This window comes from Veillonella tobetsuensis (assembly GCF_002959935.1).
In the GTDB taxonomy this organism is placed as follows: domain Bacteria; phylum Bacillota; class Negativicutes; order Veillonellales; family Veillonellaceae; genus Veillonella; species Veillonella tobetsuensis.
In genome coordinates this window covers 249,368-269,638 of record NZ_PPDF01000008.1, presented here as the reverse complement: position 1 = coordinate 269,638, position 20,271 = coordinate 249,368, and the positions used below count along the sequence as shown (strand labels likewise).

The 20,271-nt window shown below is 40.6% G+C and carries 23 protein-coding genes; 22 read left to right on the top strand and 1 reads right to left on the bottom strand.

Annotation, left to right across the window (positions count from 1 at the left end; genetic code table 11):
• Nucleotides 1-9 precede the first annotated feature (9 nt).
• The 5 genes from VTHSUH11_RS04440 (at nt 10) to VTHSUH11_RS04420 (ending at nt 5,477) form a co-directional block, all read left to right on the top strand.
• Nucleotides 10-798, top strand: coding sequence for a hypothetical protein (locus VTHSUH11_RS04440; RefSeq protein ID WP_244899982.1), 789 nt, complete (start codon nt 10-12; stop codon nt 796-798).
• Between the two features lie 214 nt (nt 799-1,012).
• Nucleotides 1,013-2,332 (top strand): dicarboxylate/amino acid:cation symporter, encoded by a 1,320-nt coding sequence (locus tag VTHSUH11_RS04435; RefSeq protein ID WP_105092761.1) that lies wholly within the window; start codon nt 1,013-1,015, stop codon nt 2,330-2,332.
• Nucleotides 2,333-2,491: 159 nt separating this feature from the next.
• Nucleotides 2,492-3,115: an NUDIX hydrolase gene (locus VTHSUH11_RS04430; protein WP_105092760.1), complete on the top strand. Its 624-nt coding sequence runs from the start codon at nt 2,492-2,494 to the stop codon at nt 3,113-3,115.
• Between the two features lies 1 nt (nt 3,116).
• Nucleotides 3,117-4,154 carry a nicotinate-nucleotide--dimethylbenzimidazole phosphoribosyltransferase gene (locus VTHSUH11_RS04425; protein ID WP_105092759.1) on the top strand — a complete coding sequence of 346 codons (1,038 nt, stop codon included), beginning with the start codon at nt 3,117-3,119 and terminating at the stop codon, nt 4,152-4,154.
• Between the two features lie 9 nt (nt 4,155-4,163).
• A complete protein-coding gene (locus tag VTHSUH11_RS04420) occupies nt 4,164-5,477 on the top strand; it encodes a DUF389 domain-containing protein (protein ID WP_105092758.1) in 1,314 nt (437 codons plus the stop codon).
• A gap of 215 nt (nt 5,478-5,692) precedes the next feature.
• On the opposite strand, the gene VTHSUH11_RS04415 is transcribed toward VTHSUH11_RS04420, so the two are convergent.
• Complete coding sequence (locus tag VTHSUH11_RS04415; RefSeq protein WP_105092757.1) at nt 5,693-6,583, bottom strand: PocR ligand-binding domain-containing protein; 891 nt, start codon at nt 6,581-6,583, stop codon at nt 5,693-5,695.
• Nucleotides 6,584-7,087: 504 nt separating this feature from the next.
• On the opposite strand from VTHSUH11_RS04415, the gene pduB (VTHSUH11_RS04410) reads away from it, so the two are divergent.
• The 17 genes from pduB (VTHSUH11_RS04410) (at nt 7,088) to eutJ (ending at nt 20,270) form a co-directional block, all read left to right on the top strand.
• Nucleotides 7,088-7,789 carry a propanediol utilization microcompartment protein PduB gene (gene pduB / locus VTHSUH11_RS04410; RefSeq protein WP_038124004.1) on the top strand — a complete coding sequence of 234 codons (702 nt, stop codon included), beginning with the start codon at nt 7,088-7,090 and terminating at the stop codon, nt 7,787-7,789.
• A 21-nt stretch (nt 7,790-7,810) separates the two neighbouring features.
• Nucleotides 7,811-9,472 (top strand): propanediol/glycerol family dehydratase large subunit, encoded by a 1,662-nt coding sequence (locus tag VTHSUH11_RS04405; protein WP_059364781.1) that lies wholly within the window; start codon nt 7,811-7,813, stop codon nt 9,470-9,472.
• A gap of 9 nt (nt 9,473-9,481) precedes the next feature.
• Nucleotides 9,482-10,180, top strand: a complete 699-nt coding sequence (locus VTHSUH11_RS04400) for a propanediol/glycerol family dehydratase medium subunit (protein WP_009352508.1) — start codon at nt 9,482-9,484, stop codon at nt 10,178-10,180.
• 11 nt (nt 10,181-10,191) lie between these two features.
• On the top strand, nt 10,192-10,728 hold the full coding sequence (locus VTHSUH11_RS04395) for a diol dehydratase small subunit (protein WP_105092756.1): 537 nt from the start codon (nt 10,192-10,194) through the stop codon (nt 10,726-10,728).
• Nucleotides 10,729-10,746: 18 nt separating this feature from the next.
• The gene (locus VTHSUH11_RS04390) at nt 10,747-12,573 is read left to right on the top strand and encodes a diol dehydratase reactivase subunit alpha (RefSeq protein WP_105092755.1); all 1,827 of its coding nucleotides are present in this window, start codon (nt 10,747-10,749) and stop codon (nt 12,571-12,573) included.
• Nucleotides 12,570-12,944, top strand: a complete 375-nt coding sequence (locus VTHSUH11_RS04385; protein WP_059364792.1) for a glycerol dehydratase reactivase beta/small subunit family protein — start codon at nt 12,570-12,572, stop codon at nt 12,942-12,944. Before VTHSUH11_RS04390 ends, VTHSUH11_RS04385 begins: the two co-directional genes overlap by 4 nt.
• A gap of 27 nt (nt 12,945-12,971) precedes the next feature.
• Nucleotides 12,972-14,027 carry a cob(I)yrinic acid a,c-diamide adenosyltransferase gene (locus VTHSUH11_RS04380; RefSeq protein ID WP_059364795.1) on the top strand — a complete coding sequence of 352 codons (1,056 nt, stop codon included), beginning with the start codon at nt 12,972-12,974 and terminating at the stop codon, nt 14,025-14,027.
• Between the two features lie 10 nt (nt 14,028-14,037).
• Nucleotides 14,038-14,760, top strand: a complete 723-nt coding sequence (locus VTHSUH11_RS04375; protein ID WP_105092754.1) for an MIP/aquaporin family protein — start codon at nt 14,038-14,040, stop codon at nt 14,758-14,760.
• A gap of 81 nt (nt 14,761-14,841) precedes the next feature.
• Complete coding sequence (gene eutS / locus VTHSUH11_RS04370) at nt 14,842-15,204, top strand: ethanolamine utilization microcompartment protein EutS (RefSeq protein WP_038117203.1); 363 nt, start codon at nt 14,842-14,844, stop codon at nt 15,202-15,204.
• 13 nt (nt 15,205-15,217) lie between these two features.
• The gene (locus VTHSUH11_RS04365; protein WP_059364802.1) at nt 15,218-15,658 is read left to right on the top strand and encodes a EutP/PduV family microcompartment system protein; all 441 of its coding nucleotides are present in this window, start codon (nt 15,218-15,220) and stop codon (nt 15,656-15,658) included.
• Between the two features lie 18 nt (nt 15,659-15,676).
• On the top strand, nt 15,677-16,684 hold the full coding sequence (locus tag VTHSUH11_RS04360; protein WP_059364805.1) for a nicotinate-nucleotide--dimethylbenzimidazole phosphoribosyltransferase: 1,008 nt from the start codon (nt 15,677-15,679) through the stop codon (nt 16,682-16,684).
• 44 nt (nt 16,685-16,728) lie between these two features.
• Nucleotides 16,729-17,010, top strand: coding sequence for a propanediol utilization microcompartment protein PduA (gene pduA, locus VTHSUH11_RS04355; protein WP_059364808.1), 282 nt, complete (start codon nt 16,729-16,731; stop codon nt 17,008-17,010).
• A gap of 2 nt (nt 17,011-17,012) precedes the next feature.
• Nucleotides 17,013-17,864, top strand: coding sequence for a propanediol utilization microcompartment protein PduB (gene pduB / locus VTHSUH11_RS04350; RefSeq protein ID WP_105092753.1), 852 nt, complete (start codon nt 17,013-17,015; stop codon nt 17,862-17,864).
• A gap of 120 nt (nt 17,865-17,984) precedes the next feature.
• Nucleotides 17,985-18,491, top strand: coding sequence for a BMC domain-containing protein (locus tag VTHSUH11_RS09650; RefSeq protein ID WP_105092752.1), 507 nt, complete (start codon nt 17,985-17,987; stop codon nt 18,489-18,491).
• A 26-nt stretch (nt 18,492-18,517) separates the two neighbouring features.
• The gene (gene pduA / locus VTHSUH11_RS04340; protein ID WP_005385294.1) at nt 18,518-18,793 is read left to right on the top strand and encodes a propanediol utilization microcompartment protein PduA; all 276 of its coding nucleotides are present in this window, start codon (nt 18,518-18,520) and stop codon (nt 18,791-18,793) included.
• 6 nt (nt 18,794-18,799) lie between these two features.
• Entirely contained in the window at nt 18,800-19,420 is a 621-nt protein-coding gene (gene pduL / locus VTHSUH11_RS04335; protein WP_059364815.1) for a phosphate propanoyltransferase, read from the top strand.
• A 10-nt stretch (nt 19,421-19,430) separates the two neighbouring features.
• Entirely contained in the window at nt 19,431-20,270 is an 840-nt protein-coding gene (gene eutJ / locus VTHSUH11_RS04330) for an ethanolamine utilization protein EutJ (protein ID WP_082161480.1), read from the top strand.
• Nucleotide 20,271 lies beyond the last annotated feature (1 nt).

The window sequence follows — 20,271 nt, the reverse complement described above, 5'->3', positions numbered from 1 at the left end:
TTATATATTGTGAATCGATTTATTAAACTTTTACAAATGCTAATAGGCCCTCCTTGTGGTAAACATATTATTCTATCAATCGTATTCTTTGCCTTTTTTCTTTGGGGAAATGCACATGTTCAATTGCCAGGACTATGGTTTGTAATTGTAGGTGTAATCTTAGTAGTATCAATAAGAATACAGTTTTATTACTACTTTTATCAATTAACATTACCGAAGAAACACATTTTATATGCTTGGTGCACATTGATTGTAGCCGTACCTTTATTATTAATGTCTATGTTTATATATGAGATTCTTTTTGGAAGTGAAGTTAATGATGTATCACGATGGAAACAAAGATGGCCAGTAAATGCAACAGAGTTACCAGATCATTTTAGAGACCCTGATATAGTGCCGAAAGGATTGCTTCCTATATCTTCAAGGGGAACAATAGAAAGTTTTTATGATTTCACAACCACTATTGTTTTTGAAGGTAACCGAGACGTTGTAAAAGAATTTGAGAAAACTGTTGCCGAATCCTCAGCACCTGGCGTAGTTATTACACCGGAGTTATTTAAGGAGGACACATATAAGTCTGTGACAGACTCTATTTTTTCAAAAGGAGATATACAAAGCACTTATGACCTTTTAATTGAGGATTATACAAAGTGGAACTTATTTGTGTGGCTTCTATATGGTCGTCAATTAGCAGGTGGATATTATCAACTTGAACAAGTTCCTACCTATGGCTATACGGTTTATGTTATGCACCGAGAGAGTGGACTTGATTCGTATGTGATTTATTTTTTTGTTTAGCCCTGATCGTACTCGTGTTGTCTTCTATGATTTTATAGTAACACATTAATTGAATATATTAATCTGTATATCAAATTATTTAGGTTTGACAGTTTTAAAGCATATCTTTATAATGTGAATTAAAGAGAGACTAGGATATAGCAATAATCCCAGCCCTTAGGGCTGGGGTTTCTTTTTATAGTCTCCGTAGTTTAGTTAGTAGAGAGGTGTTTTTATGGCAGATCAAAATAATAAAAAGGTCGATGCCTTAGCGCAAGAGATTACCTTGAAAAGTCGTGGTCAAGGTAAATTACGTCAATTTATATTATGGATGGGTGCGCTCATCATCGGCGCTATCTTAGGATGGCAACATATTCCAGCGTTAAATGAATTATTTAACTTTATTGCAGCCGTGTTTACACGTTTATTCCAATTCATCGCAATTCCAACGGTATCATTAGCAGTAATTACCACATTGTCCATGTTGGGTGCTAAGAAGGACACAGGCCGTATCTTTGGTCATGCTGTCACCTATACATTGTTAACAACAATTTGTGCAGCCGCTGTTGGTCTTGGTTTATTCCTTTGGATTGCGCCAGGTAACTTACCACTTGATGTAATCGGTGCCGGTGCAGCGCAAGTACCTGAAAAATTAGGTCACGTAACATATTATGACCATTTCTTATCCGTTATTCCTAACAATATCTTGAAACCGTATTTAGAAGGTAACGTATTGTCCGTTATGTTCATTTCTGCTTCTGTTGGTTTAGCCTTTGCTTTCATGCCTCGTACAGAGAATCGCGAAGCAGTGTTGAAGGTATTATTCGGACTACAAGAATTACTGTTCACATTGATCAAAGCATTACTCTATGTATTGCCAATTGGTATCCTTGCTTTTGCAGGTCAATTATCTGCTCAAATCGAAGCAGGCGTAATCGTTGGTGCCTTAGGTAAATACACGGCTGTAGTTATTGGTGGTAACTTGATTCAATTCTTTATCGTAATTCCATTGTTCTTGTTATTCCGTGGTTTAAACCCAGTAGACGTATTCCGTAAAATGTCTCCGGCTGTAGCCGTTGCGTTGTTTACTAAATCTTCTGCAGCTACATTGCCTGTAACATTGGCATCTGCTGAGGATAATTTGAAAGCTCACCCTGCAGTGGCACGTTTCGTATTGCCAATTTGTACAACCATCAACATGAATGGTTGCGCTGCTTTCATTCTTGTAACATCTTTATTTGTAATGCAAAATGCAGGTATGGAATTAACGATTGGTACTATGGTAGCTTGGCTATTTATTGCAGTTCTTGCAGCCATTGGTAATGCTGGTGTTCCAATGGGATGTTACTTCTTAACATTGTCCTTGATGAGTTCCATTGGTGCTCCAATCGGCTTGCTTGGTATTATCTTGCCAATTTATACGATTATCGACATGATTGAAACTGCTGAAAACGTATGGTCTGATGCATCTGTTTGTGCAATGGTTGACCATGATTTACAAGGTACATTAAATGATTCTAGTGGCGATGATATGCCTCAATTCCAAGGTGCTTAAGTTGTACCGAGAAATATCATAATATATTTTGATAGGTTATCTCCTAAACCGGAGGTAACCTATTTTTGATTTTCCTATGTAGTAAAGTTTTAGATTTATGTGATTAATACTATTATATTGAAAACGATAGTTGGTATAATTAAGAAAAGGAGGATTGCTATGGACAGAGAACTAATGAAATTTTTAAGTAACCGTGAACCACAAGTAACTACAGATATTGATGTTATTACTGCTGCTGTAGCAGTACCCTTATTAGAAGTTGATGGTGAAGATCATATTGTATTCACTGTGCGTAGCCACCAACTACGGAGACAACCTGGCGAAATTAGTTTTCCCGGTGGGCACTGTGAAAGTACCGATAAGACCGGTGCTGATGCGGCTATTAGAGAGTGCTCGGAAGAACTTGGTATAGCTATTGAACAGATTGAGTTATTAGGTCCTTTAGATTGTTTAGTGTCGGCCATTGGTGTTAAACTACATGCCGTAGTAGTTCGATTACATACATCAGAGTTTAATCCTAATAATGCTGAGGTAGGAGAAATCTTTACAGTACCATTATCGTATTTGCTCAAAATGGAACCTACTGTGGGGCATTTAGATATTGGCACAAAGCCATTGCGAGATTTTCCATTTGACCTTCTAGAAGGATATCAGATTGATTGGAAAATTCGTCAAAATTATTCCGTATATTTTTATCCTTATAAGACATATACGATATGGGGATTAACAGGTCGAGTCCTCAAAAATTTCTTAGATTTATATCGACAAGGTAATACTATATAAAATGAAAGATAACGAAATAACTTCATTCGATAGAGAACTGAATAAATTTCTCCAACCTAAATGCCTCATACCAGGTGGACTTGGTTTATGGGAGACATATTTTCGCAAGATTTGCACAGCTTGGGGCGAGATTAGTGGTGAAATCCGACCACAGCATATTATATTTTCAGCCGATAATGGGTGCAATATGGAAGGTTATGTAGGCTATAACTATGAGGTGACGCAAAAGCAGTCGCGTAATATGCTCTTGGGCCGTTCAGCGGCAACGCAATTTTGTAATTTTAACAACATTCCCTATGAGGTCGTTGATGTAGGTATCGCCTCAGATGATAGCATCGGTGTAGATTGCAAAGTAGCGAAGGGGACAAAGAATATTTTGAATCATCCTGCTATGAATGAGGATGAATTTAATCGTGCCTTTCAAGCTGGCTATGAACGGGTACAACATTATGTAAAGCAAGGGATAAATCTATTTTCCTTTGGCGAAATGGGACTAGGGAATACGACAACCTCTGCTTGTGTGTTATCTGCATTGACGGGTGCAGATCCGACTGAAACGGTAGGACCTGGTTCTTGGCCTGATAAACCAGATTTGATGAAGCGTAAAATTGATTTTGTGCGCGCTGTATTAGATAAGCATAAGGCTAATATTGTTTCTGAAATTGAGCCTGACCGAGTTCGTAAAATTGTAGCCCATGTAGGGGGCTTTGATATTGCTGCTATTCTTGGAGCTATGTTAGCTTGTGTTGATTTTAAAAAGCCCTTTGTTATTGATGGCTTTATTACAGCTGTAGCAGCAGCTTGTGCGGTACATATGAATGATCGTGTTAAGGATTATGCATTGCCATCTCATAACTCTCGAGAAAAAGGTACGGAGCTAGCTTTAGTTGAGGTAGGTATTACACAAGACATGGTTCCTATTCAAGCCCAAATGTCGATGGGCGAAGGGACAGGAGCTATCTTAATGGTTCAAATGTTGAAAACAACACAGCATATGTTTGTAAACGTAGGGACCTTTGCAGATTTGATGAAATTATAAGGAGGACGAATGGAAATAAATAAATACTTTGATATACATTTTGAGCGAGCTGATGATGCAACTATCGCTAAAAGATTGATAGGTGGGGCTAAGATTAAGGGACCTGCTTTGGTTATCCTAATCCTCTCCATGTTTATTGCCTCTATTGGGTTGAATATGAATAGTACGGCAGTTGTTATTGGTGCTATGCTTATATCGCCGTTGATGGGACCTATTCTAGCAACTGGCTTTGGCTTCGCTACGCTTAATTTTACAGTTGTGAAGAGTGGTATTTTAAGATTGTCCTTACAGATTACGATTGCTGTTTTGGCATCTGCTTTATATTTTTATATTTCTCCCGTTCAGGCGGCTACATCTGAACTATTAGCGCGTACAGAACCGAATATTTTTGATGTATTCATTGCTATATTTGGTGGTTTAGCTGGGATTATTGGGCAAACGCGTAAGACCTTAGATAATGTTATACCAGGTGTTGCGATTGCGACTGCACTTATGCCACCACTATGTACGGCAGGATATGGACTTGCTAATGGAAATTGGAACTATTTCTTTGGGGCTGGTTATCTATTCTTTATAAATGCATTCTTCATCTTCTTTGCATCTTTTATTGTTTTAAAGGGTGTATATAGTTTGCCATTCCATAAACAAGCAGAAGAGGTTAATCGTCGTAACCAGCTAATATTTCTCGTGATTGGTCTTATTATGGCTATACCAAGTATTTATGCAGGCTATGATATGACCATCAAGTATTCTGAGTCAAATCATATGGAGCAGTTTATTAAGAATGATATTAATCAAGAGGGACGTCGACAAGTGATTGATTATTCATTGGATCAAACGAATAAGCTAGTAGACATAGTAGTTATAGGAGCTCCTGTGACTTCAGAGGAGCAAGCCCAGTTGGATGACAAGTTACAGAAAGATGAGTACTTGCAACCTTATACATTACGATTTGTTAATAGCGTAGATGAGCAAAAATCTACTATGGATAAGACGAACTTGAATAAATCTTCAGAGAATCTTGAAACATATAAAAACTTGAGTAATCTGTACCAGCCGACTTATCAAATAGTAAGTGAAACTATAAATACTATGAAAACGACAGAAGCTGAAGCAAAGGCGTTATTCCCGTTTGTAAGCAAAGTGGAAGGTATGCCTTTGATAGATAATCTAGAACAGCCTAAAGCGAGTCGCTATATGGTGATTATCCATACCACGTCCACTGTATCTGATGCAGATTCGGAACGAATAAAGGCTTGGTTAGAGGCTAAATTATCAGCACCTGTAACTATTTCTATCGAGCAAACAACATCAACTTTATAATTGAATCTTTTGATTTTGATTAGGTTATTTAGTATATAGAGCGATATGTATAACGGTACTAAGTTTGATTTTAGCTATTAGGTATATTATCTAGTAGTACGGAGAATCGTCTTAGTACCGTTTTTATGTATCTGATAAAAATACCTTTTCAAGACATAACTCTATAGATACGAAAAAGGCGTAACACCAATGGTGTTACGCCTTTTTTTAGTAAATCAAGTATCAATAGGTTTAGCATATTTTTTTCTATACGAATGAGGTGTTTCCGTAGTAGCCATTTTAAATATTTTACAGAAGTAGCTAGTTCTATTATACCCCAATGTTTTACTGATTTGGTTGACTGTTAACTGGGAGTAGACTAATAATTTTTTAGCCTCTTGCATGCGTAGCAACGTAATATATTGCATTACTGAAAGGCCTGTATCATCTTTAAAAATCTTAGAGAAGTATGACTCACTTAAATGAATATGATCCGAAATTCTTCTGAGCGATACTCGTTTGCTTAAGTTTTTTTCTATATACAATATAGCTTTTCTAATTTCTGGACGATTAATAGGTTGTTCAGACTCAATGAAGTCAGGTAACTGTTCATATGGTAGTTCTTCTGCCACTAAATCATTGAATGGAAAGTAATGTTCTACTAAGATTCGTAAAACTTTTGTAGCACTATAAATTTGTTCAGCCGTAAGAGTTGGTAATACCTGGTATAAGGTGCGAAGCTTAGTATCCTCGTGCCAATCTGTTTGTGTAGGTAAAATTGGTTTAATTGTAGTATCCTCTGTTTTTGTTTGACCGGCCATGATAAATCCTAAAATACCACCATCCTTCATTACTGGTACAGAAAAGTCTATAAGCCCCATATGACAACGATAAGGACAAGAGGATAGCTCCTTTGTGGCATCTAGTCCACCATACAAGTCACATTGATTGCATCGCTTCGCATAGATTGGGTTACGACGCACAACCTTACAGAAGGGGGAAAAGTTATATTCTTGAGATAATACTTTTCCACGATTATTGACGAATATTGCTGCGATTTTTGTAATATTAGTGAAATCACGCATGACTTCATTGATAAGTTTTGTATCTTCTTTACTGCAAATCATAATCTAACCTCCAATCACAAATGTGTTAAGAGGTCTAGTAAGTTCACCGCTATAATAGAGTAGCTTGTTCTCTATTTAGTGGACAGACTCTAAACCTGAAAAAGAGAAAAGTGATATATCACCTAAAATTCATATACTTATAACTTTGCGTTATTACTGATACATATTCGGCTGTGCATGTATAAGTATAACAGGATTGTAGTATTTTGATAATAGGAAAATCGCATTTTACAAATATACATAAAAATGTTGTATAGCAAAATTTTTATAATAAGAGTAGATAAAACCTTTGTTTAACAATGATTTAGAAAGGATTGAGTCCGATGGATAGTGACTGAATAGCAAAGCATGCTCTATAAAAATATATGGTGTACAGGAAAATAGTTGTATATATATGAATAGAAAATGAAGCGATAAAAAGTGAATGGAACAATTATGGCGATATAAAGAAATAATACAATATCCCTGTACCAAGATGCTTTCATTACATGTATGGAGGTTATTATGGCGACAACATGTGGATTAACTGAATTTGTAGGGACTAGTAAAACTGGTGATACTATTGGTCTCGTAATTGCTAACGTAGATCAACAAGTATTAGATGCGATGAAACTAAAGAAAAAATATCGTTCCATCGGTATTTTAGGTGCTCGTACTGGTGCAGGCCCACACATTATGGCTGCTGATGAAGCAGTAAAAGCAACCAATACTGAAATTGTTAGCATTGAATTACCTCGTGATACTAAAGGTGGCGCCGGTCACGGTTCTCTTATCATCTTTGGTGGTGACGATGTATCCGATGTAAAACGCGCTATTGAAGTAGCATTAGCTGAAGTGGAACGCACCTTTGGCGATGTATACGCAAACGATGCTGGTCATATTGAACTTCAATATACAGCACGCGCTAGTCATGCAGTAAATGCAGCATTTGGCGCTCCTGAAGGTAAAGCCTTTGGCCTTATCGTAGGTGCTCCAGCAGCGATTGGCGTAGTTATGGCCGATGTAGCTGTTAAATCTGCAAACGTTGATGTAATTGGTTATGCATCTCCTTCTGCAGGCACAAGCAATTCTAACGAAGTTATTTTACAGATTTCTGGCGATTCTGGGGCTGTACGACAAGCAGTTATCTCTGCTCGTGAAGTTGGTAAACAATTGCTCGGTACGATGGGTGACGAACCAGTGAACGGAGCCCCTTCCTATATCTAATCTGAAAGGATGGTATGCCCTATGAAATCAAAACGTTTTGAAGTATTAAGTCAACGTCCTGTCAATCAGGATGGTTATGTAAAGGAATGGGTAGAGGAAGGTTTTATAGCCATGGAATCTCCTCAAGATCCAAAGCCTAGCCTCAAAATCGAAGGCGGTCGCATCATGGAACTCGATGGTAAACGCCGCGAAGACTTTGATCTTATTGATACATTTATTGCTAATTACGGTATTGTTCTCGATGGTGCTGAACAAGCAATGGCAAAGGATTCAAAAGAAATTGCCAATATGATGCTTACACCTTCAGTACCTCGTGAAGAAATCGTTAAAATATGTAAATCCATTACACCAGCGAAAATGCTAGAAGTTGTTTCTTGCATGAACGTTGTTGAAATGATGCAATGTATGCAAAAAATGCGCGCTCGTCGTACAATGGCCAACCAAGCCCACGTAACGAACGTAAACGATAACCCAGTACAAATCGCAGCAGATGCTGCTGAAGGTGCACTTCGTGGTTTCGCTGAAGAAGAAACTACAGTAGCTGTTGCTCGTTATGCACCACTTAATGCGATTAGCTTGCTAGTAGGTTCTCAATGCGGTCGACCAGGTGTATTGACTCAATGCTCCTTGGAAGAAGCAACAGAATTAGAACTTGGTATGCGTGGCTTCACAGCATATGCAGAAACAATTTCCGTATATGGTACAGAAGACGTATTTACCGATGGTGATGATACCCCTTGGTCTAAAGGATTCCTCGCATCTGCTTATGCATCTCGTGGTCTTAAAATGCGCTTCACCTCTGGAACAGGTTCTGAAGTACAAATGGGCCAAGCAGAAGGTAAATCTATGTTGTACCTTGAAATCCGTTGCCTATACATCACAAAAGGCGCTGGCGTACAAGGTATCCAAAATGGTTCTGTAAGCTGTATCGGTATTCCAGCAGCCGTACCTTCTGGTATCCGTGCTGTATTAGCAGAAAACCTTGTAGCAGCTATGCTCGACCTTGAATGTGCATCTAGTAATGACCAAACATTCAGTCACTCCGACTTGCGCAGAACAGCTCGTACATTGATGCAATTTGCGCCTGGTACTGACTTTATCTGTTCCGGTTACAGTTCTACACCAAACTACGACAACATGTTTGCTGGTTCCAACTGGGATGCAGAGGACTATGATGACTGGACAGTTATCCAACGTGACCTTAAGGTAAATGGCGGTCTTATCCCTGCTCGCGAAGAAGAAGTAGTAGCAGTTCGTAATAAAGCGGCTCGTGCACTACAAGCTTTGTTCAAAGCATTAGGTTTGCCTCCGATTACAGATCAAGAGGTAGAGGCTGCTACTTATGCGAACGGTTCTAAAGATATGCCTCCTCGCGATAAGGTTGCAGATATTAAAGCTGCACAAGACTTGTTGAATCGCGGTGTGACAGGTGTTGACTTTGTAAAAGGCTTAGCTAAAGAAGGTCATACTGATGTAGCGCAAAGTATCTTGAACCTATTAAAACAAAAAATTTCCGGCGATTACTTACAAACATCGGCCATCTTTGACCGTGATTTCAATGTTATCTCCGCGATTAACAATAGAAATGACTATCAAGGCGTTGGCACAGGTTATCGTGTGGAAGGTGAAGATTGGGAACGCATTAAAGATATTCCAAACGCCATTGATCCACGGGATATATAAGGAGGTGTCATGATGGCTGAAATTAACAGAGATGTATTACGTTCTATTATCCTAGACGTTTTACAAGAAATGGGTGGTGTTCATGAAGCACCACAATTCAAGGCTAGTGCTGGTAAAAGCACAACACCAAGTGCGGCTCCTAGACATGAAGATCCAACTGGTGACGATAGCTGGCTCCAAACTGGTGGCCCTGCACAACCTGGCACAAGCGCAGATGAAGTGGTTATTGCTGTTGGCCCTGCCTTTGGCCGTAGTCAACGACAAACTATCGTTGGTGTACCGCATCAAGAGGTAATTCGCCAATTAGTAGCTGGTATCGAAGAAGAAGGTTTAAAAGCTCGTGTAATTCGTGTATACCGTTCCTCTGACGTAGCGGCCGTAGCCGTTGAAGGCGATTCTATTTCTGGATCTGGCGTATGTATCGGTATTCAATCTAAAGGTACAACCTTGATTCACCAACGGGACTTACAACCACTTTCAAATTTGGAATTATTCCCTCAAGCACCGTTATTAACAGCTGAAACCTACCGCGCTATCGGTAAAAATGCTGCTAAATATGCGAAGGGCGAATCCCCAACACCAGTACCAACCTTGAACGATCAAATGGCTCGTCCAAAATACCAAGCATTATCTGCATTGCTACACATTAAAGAAACTAAGCATGTAGTAAAAGGTAAGCCGGCTGATGAAGTTCGTGTCACTGTATAAGGAGGTTTACTATGGCTAATGAATTAGAAACCTTAATTCGGCAAATCGTATCTGAATTAGAAGGGGCGAAGGGGAATGCAACACAGTGTTCTGCGCCTTATAAAGCATCTACACCTAATACAACAGTTGTAGATAGCGTGGTTACCATCGAAGATTATCCGATTGCGAAAAAACATCCTGAATGGATTGATCTTGGTCAAGGACGTGACTTGAGTCACATTACAATGGATAACGTAATGGCCGGACATATTACAATGGATGATTTGAAGATTTCTCCATCCATTTTGAAAGCCCAAGGTCAAATCGCTAAGGCCGGCGGTCGTGATCAAATTGAACTTAACTTCTCTAGAGCAGCAGAAATGACGAAGGTTAGCGATAAACGGTTACTTGAAATGTACAATGCACTTCGTCCATATCGTTCTTCGAAACAAGAACTGTTAGATATTGCTAGCGAACTTGATGGTGTAGGGGCTCCAATTTGTGCAAACTTTGTACGAGAAGCTGCAGAAAATTACGAACGTCGTAAAAAACTTAAAGGTGATAATTAACCTATAGGAGATGTCATTATGAAACGAATTGTTGGCATCGATATCGGAAACTCTACAACAGAAGCGGCCTTGGCCGAGGTGCATAGCAATGGTGAAGTTAAGTTCTTATCCTCCGCTATCGCTAGTACGACAGGCATTAAAGGGACTCGCGAGAATATCGTAGGCCTCATGGATGCCCTCAAGTCGCTAATTAGGTCTGCTAATCTTACACTACGAGATATTGACTTAGTACGTATTAATGAGGCTACACCGGTTATTGGCGATGTGGCCATGGAAACGATTACGGAAACCATCATTACAGAATCTACTATGATAGGGCACAATCCTAAAACTCCAGGCGGTTTAGGTCTTGGTGTAGGATATACAGTTCCTATTGAACAGCTTATCGATAAGCCCCAAGGCCAGCCATACATTGTGGTAGCGCCAAAAATCATTGACTTTGAATTGATAGCACAGCTTATCAATGCGTACTGTCAGCGAGGCTATGATGTTCGGGCTGCTATCCTTCAAGCCGATGATGGCGTACTCGTTAATAATCGATTGGATTATAAAATTCCTATCGTAGACGAGGTTGCGTATATCGATAAAATTCCAATGGGTATGCTTTCTGCTGTAGAGGTCGTAGAACCAGGGCAGGTAGTGTCACAATTATCTAATCCTTATGGGATTGCCACTGTTTTTGAGCTTTCACCAGAGGAAACAAAGAACATTGTACCTATCGCTAGAGCCCTCATCGGGAACCGCTCTGCTGTAGTTATTAAAACACCGGCAGGGGATGTAAAGGAACGGGTTATACCAGCTGGCTCCATCATCGTCATAGGAAAGGATCGAACTGTATCCGTCGATGTATCGGCAGGGGCCGAAAAAATCATGGAAACCCTTGAGTCGATTCATCCTATAGAGGATATTAGTGGTGAAGCAGGTACAAATGTAGGGGGCATGCTTGAAAAGGTTCGCCTTACAATGGCGCAGTTGACGAATAAATCACCTCAAGATGTATTCATCCAAGACTTGCTAGCCGTAGATGTAGCTGTTCCTATCAATGTAAAGGGCGGACTTGCAGGTGAGTTCTCCATGGAACAAGCCGTAGGCATTGCATCCATGGTTAAATCAGATCATCTACAAATGGAAATCATTGCGAAGCAGGTAGAAAAAGAGTTAGGTATACCTGTTGAAATCGGTGGTGAAGAGGCTGAGTCGGCAATCTTAGGCGCATTAACAACGCCAGGGACGGCGAAACCAATGGCTATACTCGATCTAGGCGCAGGCTCTACCGATGCATCTATCATCAACCAAGAAGGAAAGATTAAGGCCATTCATCTCGCTGGAGCGGGAAACATGGTAACAATGCTTATCAACTCCGAACTTGGTTTAGAGGATATGCATATTGCTGAGGCCATTAAGAGAGATCCATTAGCTCAGGTACTTAGCGTATATCACATTCGTCATGAAGATGGAACAGTACAGTTCTTTAATGAACCGCTGTCGGCTACATTGTTTGGCCGCGTTGTTATCGTCACTCCTGATGGACTTGTTCCAATAGAACGAGATATTCCTCTAGAAACGATTAAGCGTGTGCGCCAAACGGCAAAGAAACGGGTGTTTGTAACAAATTCACTGCGAGCGTTAGCATCTGTAAGTCCTACTCATAATGTGCGAGATATACCATTCGTAGTTATCGTAGGTGGATCTGCACTAGATTTTGAAATTCCTCAACTTGTAACCGATGCACTTTCACAATATGCATTAGTAGCAGGTCGAGGCAATATTCGAGGCGTGGAAGGGGCCCGAAATGCTGTTGCAACAGGACTTGTACTCTCCTATGCACAGAAGGGAGGCCTATGATGGATCAAAGTATCATCAGTAAGCCGACCATCTTGCTCTATACTACACCGCATATTGGTGAGGATGTGTTAAAACCTGTTTTATACGGTATTGAAGAAGAGGGCTTGCCCGTGGTGATTGAGACTCATAGTGGGACTCATCTGGAGTTGGCTGTTTTAGCATCTCGAAACTCTGCTTTATCTGTAGGAATAGGCGTAGATGAACAAGCGATTGTGTTGACCTATAAAAACATACCGACTCATCAGTTCATCTATCGACTAACAGGCTATGCTCAATATCCAGATAGCTTGCGCACCTTAGGTGTAAATGCAGCTCGCCTTGTAAAAGGCAATCCTTTCGTTTTTGATGAGCGATTGGAAGTGGCCTTTTAAATACAACAAACTTGAGAGGTGGTGCATATGGCTATTTATACGAAAACTGGTGATGCAGGTACTACGGCCCTCTTTGATGGCACCAGAGTACCTAAGAATTCACTTCGTGTGGACACATATGGAACCTTTGATGAATTAAATGCACAGGTTAGTGTTTGTGAGAAATTAGTGGTCTCACCGGACAATAAACATGTGCTTCACACATTACAACATCAGCTCTTTCGCTTATGTGCGGAGGTAGCAACGCCTCATGTGGAATATCTTAGTGAAAGTAGCAATTTAATTTCACAACAAGATATTAGCGATTTGGAACGTATGATTGATGACTATACGAAGCGATTACCACAGCAACATAGCTTTATATTAAGCGGTAACTATTTATCTGCTGCAGAGCTTCATGTGGCGCGCACTATATGTCGTCGCGGTGAACGACTACTCATTAGTTTAGGTGAAGTAGAACCAATTCGCGATGAGGTTCGAAAATTTATAAATCGATTATCCGATGCTCTTTATATCATGGCTCGCATGGAAGACTATGTGCAATTTGTAGAAACGATTGTAGAGCGCGTAGCAGAACGTGTTAAGAATAGTCCTGCTGAGGTACTGGCGGAAACGAATCAGAGCTTACGACATATGGAGCATACTAATGAAAATGGAGTTAGTTATATGGAAACTAGAACAAAGCTAGAACAGATTATGACGAAACTTTCACAAACAGCTATGGACTATGCTCAGTCCATAGGCGTACCTATCGTTGTATCCATCGTGGATGCAAAGGGGGTATTAATGTATTTCCATCGTATGTCAGATGCATTGCTCATCAGCAATGATATCGCACAGGCAAAGGCCTATACAGCAGTGGCTCTCAAAGCGGCAACTCATGAAGTACATCAAAGTGCACAGCCTGATGGCGATCTATTCAACATTGAATCCATGGTAAATCGTAAGATCTGTACCTTTGGTGGAGGTTACCCAATCATCATCGATGGCGAAATTGTCGGTGGGTTTGGTATTAGCGGTGGTACCGTGGCAGAAGATATGGACATTGCATCTCATGCATTACAATCTTTGTTAACTCAATGAGGTGAAGACAATGGACGTAACGCAAATGTATATTAGTGAGTTTGTTGGTACTGCAGTTTTAATCGCATTTGGTAATAGTACAAATGCATCGATTTTGTTAAAGAAAACCATTGTTAGTATCTTTGGTACTAACTGGTTACACATTATCTTTGGATGGGCATTTGCCGTAGCCTTTGGTGTTTATGTAGGGTTTACACTTGGTGGGCCTGGTCATTTGAACCCAGCCGTTACTTTTGCCCTTGCTGTGGCAGGCTTGTTTCCTTGGGAGCAAGTAATTCCCATGTCCATAGCTCAAATTGCAGGTGGTTTTACTGGCGCTGCCATTGCTGCACTGTTCTATTATCCACACTTTAAAGTAACAGGCCCTGATGAAGGAAATTGTGTAGGGATTTTTGCAACAGGTCCAGCAATCGATAATAAACCTTGCAATTTGATGTCTGAAATCATAGCTACATTTATGTTTATGTTAGCAATACTTTGTTTAGGTAAAATGGCTGATGGTTTAGCACCAATGGTTATAGGTATTCTTGTGGCATCTATTGGTATGTCCTTTGGTGCAACTACAGGTTATGCTTTAAATCCAGCTCGTGACTTCGGTCCGCGTTTGGCCTATACTATTTTGCCAATTCCTAATAAGGGAACGGCAAATTGGCAGTATGCATGGGTTCCATTCGTTGGGCCTTTGATTGGGGCTGGCTTAGCTGTAGTATTCTTCAAGTTAGTGGCGCCTTAAGAAGAATCTTTACAGAGCGACTGGTATTTACAGTCCTGTGCCACTATATGAAATACATAATTTGTATTAGGAGGAGATTATATGGCCTTTCAAGAGGTAATTGATGCAAAACAACGCATCATTCAAGAATTTGTACCCGGAAAACAGGTTACTATAGCTCATGTTATTGCTAATCCTAAGCCTGATTTATTTAGAAAAATGGGGCTTGAAGAAAAGGGGCGTAATGCTATTGGGATTCTTACCATAACACCTGGCGAAGGGACCATTATTGCAGCTGATATTGCAAGCAAGTCTGGTGATATCGAAATCGGTTTCATCGACAGATTTTCGGGAGCACTTCTCATAACTGGTGATGTATCTGCTGTTGAATCAGCATTGCGCAGTGTTATCGAAGGATTGCAACGCATATTAGGATTCTTTCCAACGGATTTAACAAGATCCTAATGAAAGGGTAATTATGAGTACCGAACAAAAACAAAAGCGCATCCTTCTCGTAGGGCGCAGTGGATGTGGTAAGACCACATTAGCAGATACGATTACCCATGGCTCTGCTACGTATCATAAGACACAAGCTATAACGCGCGTAGGTAACTTCATTGATACCCCTGGAGAATACATGGAAAATCCTAATTACTATCGAGGCATTATCTTGCATGCCTATGATGCGGATCTGGTGATTTTCATGATTCCTGCAGGTGATACGACAACGATATTCCCGCCAAGTTTTGGGAATTCCCTAAATCGCGAGGTTATAGGTATTGTATCAAAGGTGGATACGGGCAAAGATGTAGAGGCGCCTCGCCGTAATCTTAAACTGGCGGGGGCTACTAAGATTTTTGAAATATCCGTTCACGATCAAGAATCGTTGAACAGTTTATGTGACTACATATACAGTTAGTTGAAAGAAGGTTTTTCCATGGACAGAGGTTTTGAAGAACAACTCAACCAATTTATTTTAAATAAGGCGATTATTCCAAAAAGCTTAGGTCTATGGGAGCGATATTTCAAAAAAATGTGTCTTGCTTGGCAAGAGATTCGGCCTGAGATTCACGTACAACATATTATCTTTTCTGCAGATAACGGAATCTCCGTAGACGGACTAATCGGTTATAACTACGAAATTACTCGTAAACAATCTCAGAATATGATTGATGGTAAAAGCGCAGTTGCTAATTACTGTATCTTTAACCATATTCCTTACGAAGTGGTAGACGTAGGCATTGCGTGTCCTAAAGGAATAGGGATAGACCGAAAAGTTAGTCAAGGTACGAAAAATATTTTACATGGTGCCGCTATGAGCGGTGAAGAATTTGATTTAGCATACCAAGCTGGTTATAACCGCGTTGTGTACTATGCGGAATCGGGAATCAACCTGTTTTCCTTCGGTGAAATGGGCGTTGGTAATACTACCACATCAGCAGCTGTGTTAAGCGGGCTTACAAAATTAGACCCACGAATAACCGTAGGACCTGGATCTGGTCCCGATGACGAAGCGTATATGAATCAAAAACGTGAGTTTGTACGGACTGCATTAGCCCATCATAAGGGGTATCTTAATACACCAAAGGATGTAATTAGTCGCGTTGGTGGATTTGATATAGCCGCAATTACAGGTGCGATGGTAGCCTGTACAGATTTGCATATTCCATTCGTTATCGATGGGTATATTACGGCGGTGGCGATGGCTTGTGCCACTCAAATGAATGGTGAAGCGCCATTGTATGGCATTCCATCTCACTATTCTCGTGAAGTGGGCATGGCCGCAGCACTAGCGTATGCAAATATTCGTCTTGATGAAGTTCCAATCCATGGACAAATGGCATTAGGTGAAGGTACAGGAGCTGTGCTGATGGTACAACTTCTTAAAACCGCACATTTTGCCTTTATGAACATAGGCACTATGGTGGAACTTTTAGAAAAATAAATTTGTGATCTTTGTACTATGTTTTGTAAAAGGAGAGAAAACAGATGACACAAGAAGCATTAGGTATGGTGGAAACTAAGGGTCTAGTAGGCGCTATCGAAGCAGCAGATGCAATGCTTAAAGCAGCTAATGTGGAGCTCGTAGGCAATGAAAAAATTGGCTCTGGTCTCGTTACTGTTATGGTTCGCGGTGATGTAGGTGCTGTAAAAGCTGCCGTAGATGCAGGTGCAGCCGCTGCGGAACGCGTAGGTGTTGTTATCTCTACTCATGTAATTCCAAGACCACATAGAGATGTGGAAGGTATTTTACCAACAAAGGGTGAATAATTATGACCGATACTAAAGGTATGGTAGATGAGATTTTAAGACGCGTATTGATGCGTATTGATGACGCTGGTTTAGGTGATGTTACAACTGGCGTAACAACTACTGCATCTTGTGCATGTGGCTCGTCAGCAGTAATTACGCCTAGTATAAGTCAACTACAAACATCAATCATTACTGAACACGTAGGTAGCACTATAACAGGCGATACAATTGGTCTCGTAATTGCAAATGTAGATAGTCAAGTATTGGAAGCTATGAAGCTAACTAAGTCATATCGATCAATCGGTATCTTAGGTTCACGTACAGGTGCAGGGCCGCAAATCATGGCTGCTGATGAAGCTGTAAAAGCAACGAATACAGAGATTGTTAGCATTGAATTTGCTAGAGATATGAAAGGCGGTGCCGGAGCTGGTTCCCTTATCATATTTGGTGGCGATGATGTATCTGATGTAAGACGTTCAGTGGAAGTAGCATTACGTGAATTAGAACGTACTTTTAGCGAAGTATATATGAATGAGGCAGGTCATGTGGAAGTTCAATATACAGCTCGCGCTGGAGAAGCCTTAGTCACTGCCTTCGGCACTCCAGAAGGTAAAGCTTTTGGTTTGATTGTTGGTGCTCCAGCGGCTATAGGTGTAGTTATGGCAGATACAGCAGTTAAGTCAGCTAATGTAGATGTGGTAGGCTATCGTTCACCATCGAGCTCCGCTATGAGTAACGAAGTTATTTTACAAATTTGTGGTGATTCGGGTGCTGTTAAACAAGCTGTAAAAACGGCACGTGATGTAGGACTAGCTTTACTAGAAACTATGGGAGAACAACCTAAGAATAAAGGTAATGCTTACATTATCTAATGAATGATGTTTCAAAGAATCATACTAATGGATGAAGTAGGCATGCAATGTAGCTAATGTTATAGGACTGCATGAATCGTACGTGCGAATCATCAAAAGAAATAGACGTCGGGAGGTGGCATGGTGAAAGATTCACTAGGGTTACTAGAAGTAGCTGGTTTGCTGGGGGCTATCACCGCATCAGATGCAATGGTTAAAGCTGCAAATGTACGGCTGATCGGCATAGAAAAGGCGAGAGGCCTTGGCTGGATGACTGTAAAGGTTGCTGGTGATGTAGCCGCTGTTGAAGCAGCTGTCCAAACTGGTGTAGCGCTTACAAAAGGTATGAACCTTTATGTGGCTCATAAAGTAATTCCTCGACCTGCAGAAGGCTTAGTAGAATCCTTTAATGATGATTTTACAGATAAGCCAGCTAAGGTATCTGATGATACAAAAGCATCTCAGGAAGCGGTAGTTAATGAACCAGTAAAAGCAGAAGATAATACATCTGAAGAAGAGAAATCTTCATTAGATGAAAAGGTTGCTGAAGTGTTAGATGAAATCGTATCTACGATTATAGAACCAAAAAGTTCTAAGTCGACTGGTACAAAGAAAGTAGCACCGAAGAAAAGCTCAAAAAAGAAATAATGTAGTAAATAATAAAGGAGATTATCATGAATAACGCATTAGGCATGGTAGAAACAAAAGGTTTAGTAGGCGCAATTGAAGCGGCAGACGCAATGGTAAAAGCAGCTAACGTTACATTAGAAGGTACTGAAAAAATCGGTTCAGGTCTTGTAACAGTAATGGTTCGCGGTGATGTAGGCGCTGTAAAAGCAGCTGTTGATGCGGGCTGTGCAGCAGCACAAAAAGTAGGTGAAGTAGTATCTACTCATGTAATTCCACGCCCTCATAGCGATGTAGAATTGATCTTACCTAAGAAAGGATAATAGCTTATGGATCGGGAACAGATTCGTGCTATCGTACGAGAAGTGATCGAAGCCATGTTCGAATCGTCCATTCCCGTAGGTGTGAGCAATAGACATGTCCATCTATGTCAGGAGGACTGGGATATATTATTCCCTAACCAGGCTATTACTAAAAAAAGTGACTTAAAACAAACTGGAGAGTTTGCTTCAGAACAAACAGTTACCCTAGTGGGACCCAAGGGAGTTATCCAGAATGTCCGCGTTTTGGGACCGCTCAGAAAACAATCACAAGTGGAGGTATCATTGACTGATGCACGTACATTAGGTGTTAAGCCTCCAATTGTGCTATCTGGTCATTTAGAATCGGCCGTAGAGATTACTCTATGCACCGAAAATGGTGAAGTTACTAAACCTATTTGCATTGTTGCAAAGCGCCATATTCATATGTCGCCAGAAGATGCAAAAAGGCTTCATGTAATCGATGGCGAGAGTGTGAGCGTAGAATTGCAAACACCTGAGCGCACTACTGTATTCAGTGATGTCATCGTTCGAGCTGTACCTGGTTTTGTTCTAGAGCTCCATATTGATACAGATGAGGCAAATGCTGCCAATGTACAAGGTACAGTGATGGCGAGAATTGTACAGTAAAGTAGGTGATATGATGAAAGGTTTGAAAAAGGCAAATAATACCTTGCAAGAGTTCTCTGATCTTGTAGAGTCTAAACAAGTGAGCTCTCATAATCAAAAGAATTTGCGTGTAGGCATTGACCTTGGTACATCATCTATTGTCTTATCCGTAGTTAATGATAAAGGCAAACCTATATATGGTGCCTTTGAATACAACGAGTCCATCCGTGATGGCCTTGTAGTAGACTATGTAGGCGCTGTTACAATTACGCGAGCTTTAAAGGCTAAGGCAGAAGCAGCTTTGGGCACAGAACTTGTATATGCTGCGGCAGCTGTACCACCTGGGACGATAGGAAAGAATAAAGATGTAGTCGGTCATGTGCTAGAAAGTGCTGGTTTTGAAGTAACTTGTATTCTAGACGAACCTACCGCTGCTGCTAATGTGCTAGGCATCACTGATGGCGCTGTTATTGACGTCGGTGGTGGCACTACGGGCATAAGCATTTTAAAGGATGGCCAAGTTGTATATACCGTAGATGAGCCTACAGGAGGTACCCATATGAACCTCGTGATTAGCGGGGCCTATGGCATCTCTATCTCCGAAGCTGAGGCTTATAAGCGCAATGAAGCTAATAAACGCGATGTATATGCAACGATACGGCCTGTTGTTGAAAAGATGGCAGCTATTTCTAAGCGTGCGTTGCAAGAGGGGGGCTATGAAAAGGGGACTCCTATTGTTGTTGTAGGTGGTGCTTCTAATTTTGAAGAATTCACAAAAACCTTCAGTCAATATATAGGATTGCCTGTGCATAAGCCATTATATCCAGAATTTGTAACACCCTTAGGGATTGCCATAGGAAGTGAGCATTAAT

Bases quoted from the DNA above. Each gene is read 5' to 3' on its own strand.
- VTHSUH11_RS04435 (WP_105092761.1), top strand. From the start codon at position 1,013: ATGGCAGATCAAAATAATAAAAAGGTCGATGCCTTAGCGCAAGAGATT.
- VTHSUH11_RS04430 (WP_105092760.1), top strand. From the start codon at position 2,492: ATGGACAGAGAACTAATGAAATTTTTAAGTAACCGTGAACCACAAGTA.
- VTHSUH11_RS04425 (WP_105092759.1), top strand. From the start codon at position 3,117: ATGAAAGATAACGAAATAACTTCATTCGATAGAGAACTGAATAAATTT.
- VTHSUH11_RS04420 (WP_105092758.1), top strand. From the start codon at position 4,164: ATGGAAATAAATAAATACTTTGATATACATTTTGAGCGAGCTGATGAT.
- VTHSUH11_RS04415 (WP_105092757.1), bottom strand. From the start codon at position 6,583: ATGATTTGCAGTAAAGAAGATACAAAACTTATCAATGAAGTCATGCGT.
- pduB (WP_038124004.1), top strand. From the start codon at position 7,088: ATGGCGACAACATGTGGATTAACTGAATTTGTAGGGACTAGTAAAACT.
- VTHSUH11_RS04405 (WP_059364781.1), top strand. From the start codon at position 7,811: ATGAAATCAAAACGTTTTGAAGTATTAAGTCAACGTCCTGTCAATCAG.
- VTHSUH11_RS04400 (WP_009352508.1), top strand. From the start codon at position 9,482: ATGATGGCTGAAATTAACAGAGATGTATTACGTTCTATTATCCTAGAC.
- VTHSUH11_RS04395 (WP_105092756.1), top strand. From the start codon at position 10,192: ATGGCTAATGAATTAGAAACCTTAATTCGGCAAATCGTATCTGAATTA.
- VTHSUH11_RS04390 (WP_105092755.1), top strand. From the start codon at position 10,747: ATGAAACGAATTGTTGGCATCGATATCGGAAACTCTACAACAGAAGCG.
- VTHSUH11_RS04385 (WP_059364792.1), top strand. From the start codon at position 12,570: ATGATGGATCAAAGTATCATCAGTAAGCCGACCATCTTGCTCTATACT.
- VTHSUH11_RS04380 (WP_059364795.1), top strand. From the start codon at position 12,972: ATGGCTATTTATACGAAAACTGGTGATGCAGGTACTACGGCCCTCTTT.
- VTHSUH11_RS04375 (WP_105092754.1), top strand. From the start codon at position 14,038: ATGGACGTAACGCAAATGTATATTAGTGAGTTTGTTGGTACTGCAGTT.
- eutS (WP_038117203.1), top strand. From the start codon at position 14,842: ATGGCCTTTCAAGAGGTAATTGATGCAAAACAACGCATCATTCAAGAA.
- VTHSUH11_RS04365 (WP_059364802.1), top strand. From the start codon at position 15,218: ATGAGTACCGAACAAAAACAAAAGCGCATCCTTCTCGTAGGGCGCAGT.
- VTHSUH11_RS04360 (WP_059364805.1), top strand. From the start codon at position 15,677: ATGGACAGAGGTTTTGAAGAACAACTCAACCAATTTATTTTAAATAAG.
- pduA (WP_059364808.1), top strand. From the start codon at position 16,729: ATGACACAAGAAGCATTAGGTATGGTGGAAACTAAGGGTCTAGTAGGC.
- pduB (WP_105092753.1), top strand. From the start codon at position 17,013: ATGACCGATACTAAAGGTATGGTAGATGAGATTTTAAGACGCGTATTG.
- VTHSUH11_RS09650 (WP_105092752.1), top strand. From the start codon at position 17,985: ATGGTGAAAGATTCACTAGGGTTACTAGAAGTAGCTGGTTTGCTGGGG.
- pduA (WP_005385294.1), top strand. From the start codon at position 18,518: ATGAATAACGCATTAGGCATGGTAGAAACAAAAGGTTTAGTAGGCGCA.
- pduL (WP_059364815.1), top strand. From the start codon at position 18,800: ATGGATCGGGAACAGATTCGTGCTATCGTACGAGAAGTGATCGAAGCC.
- eutJ (WP_082161480.1), top strand. From the start codon at position 19,431: ATGATGAAAGGTTTGAAAAAGGCAAATAATACCTTGCAAGAGTTCTCT.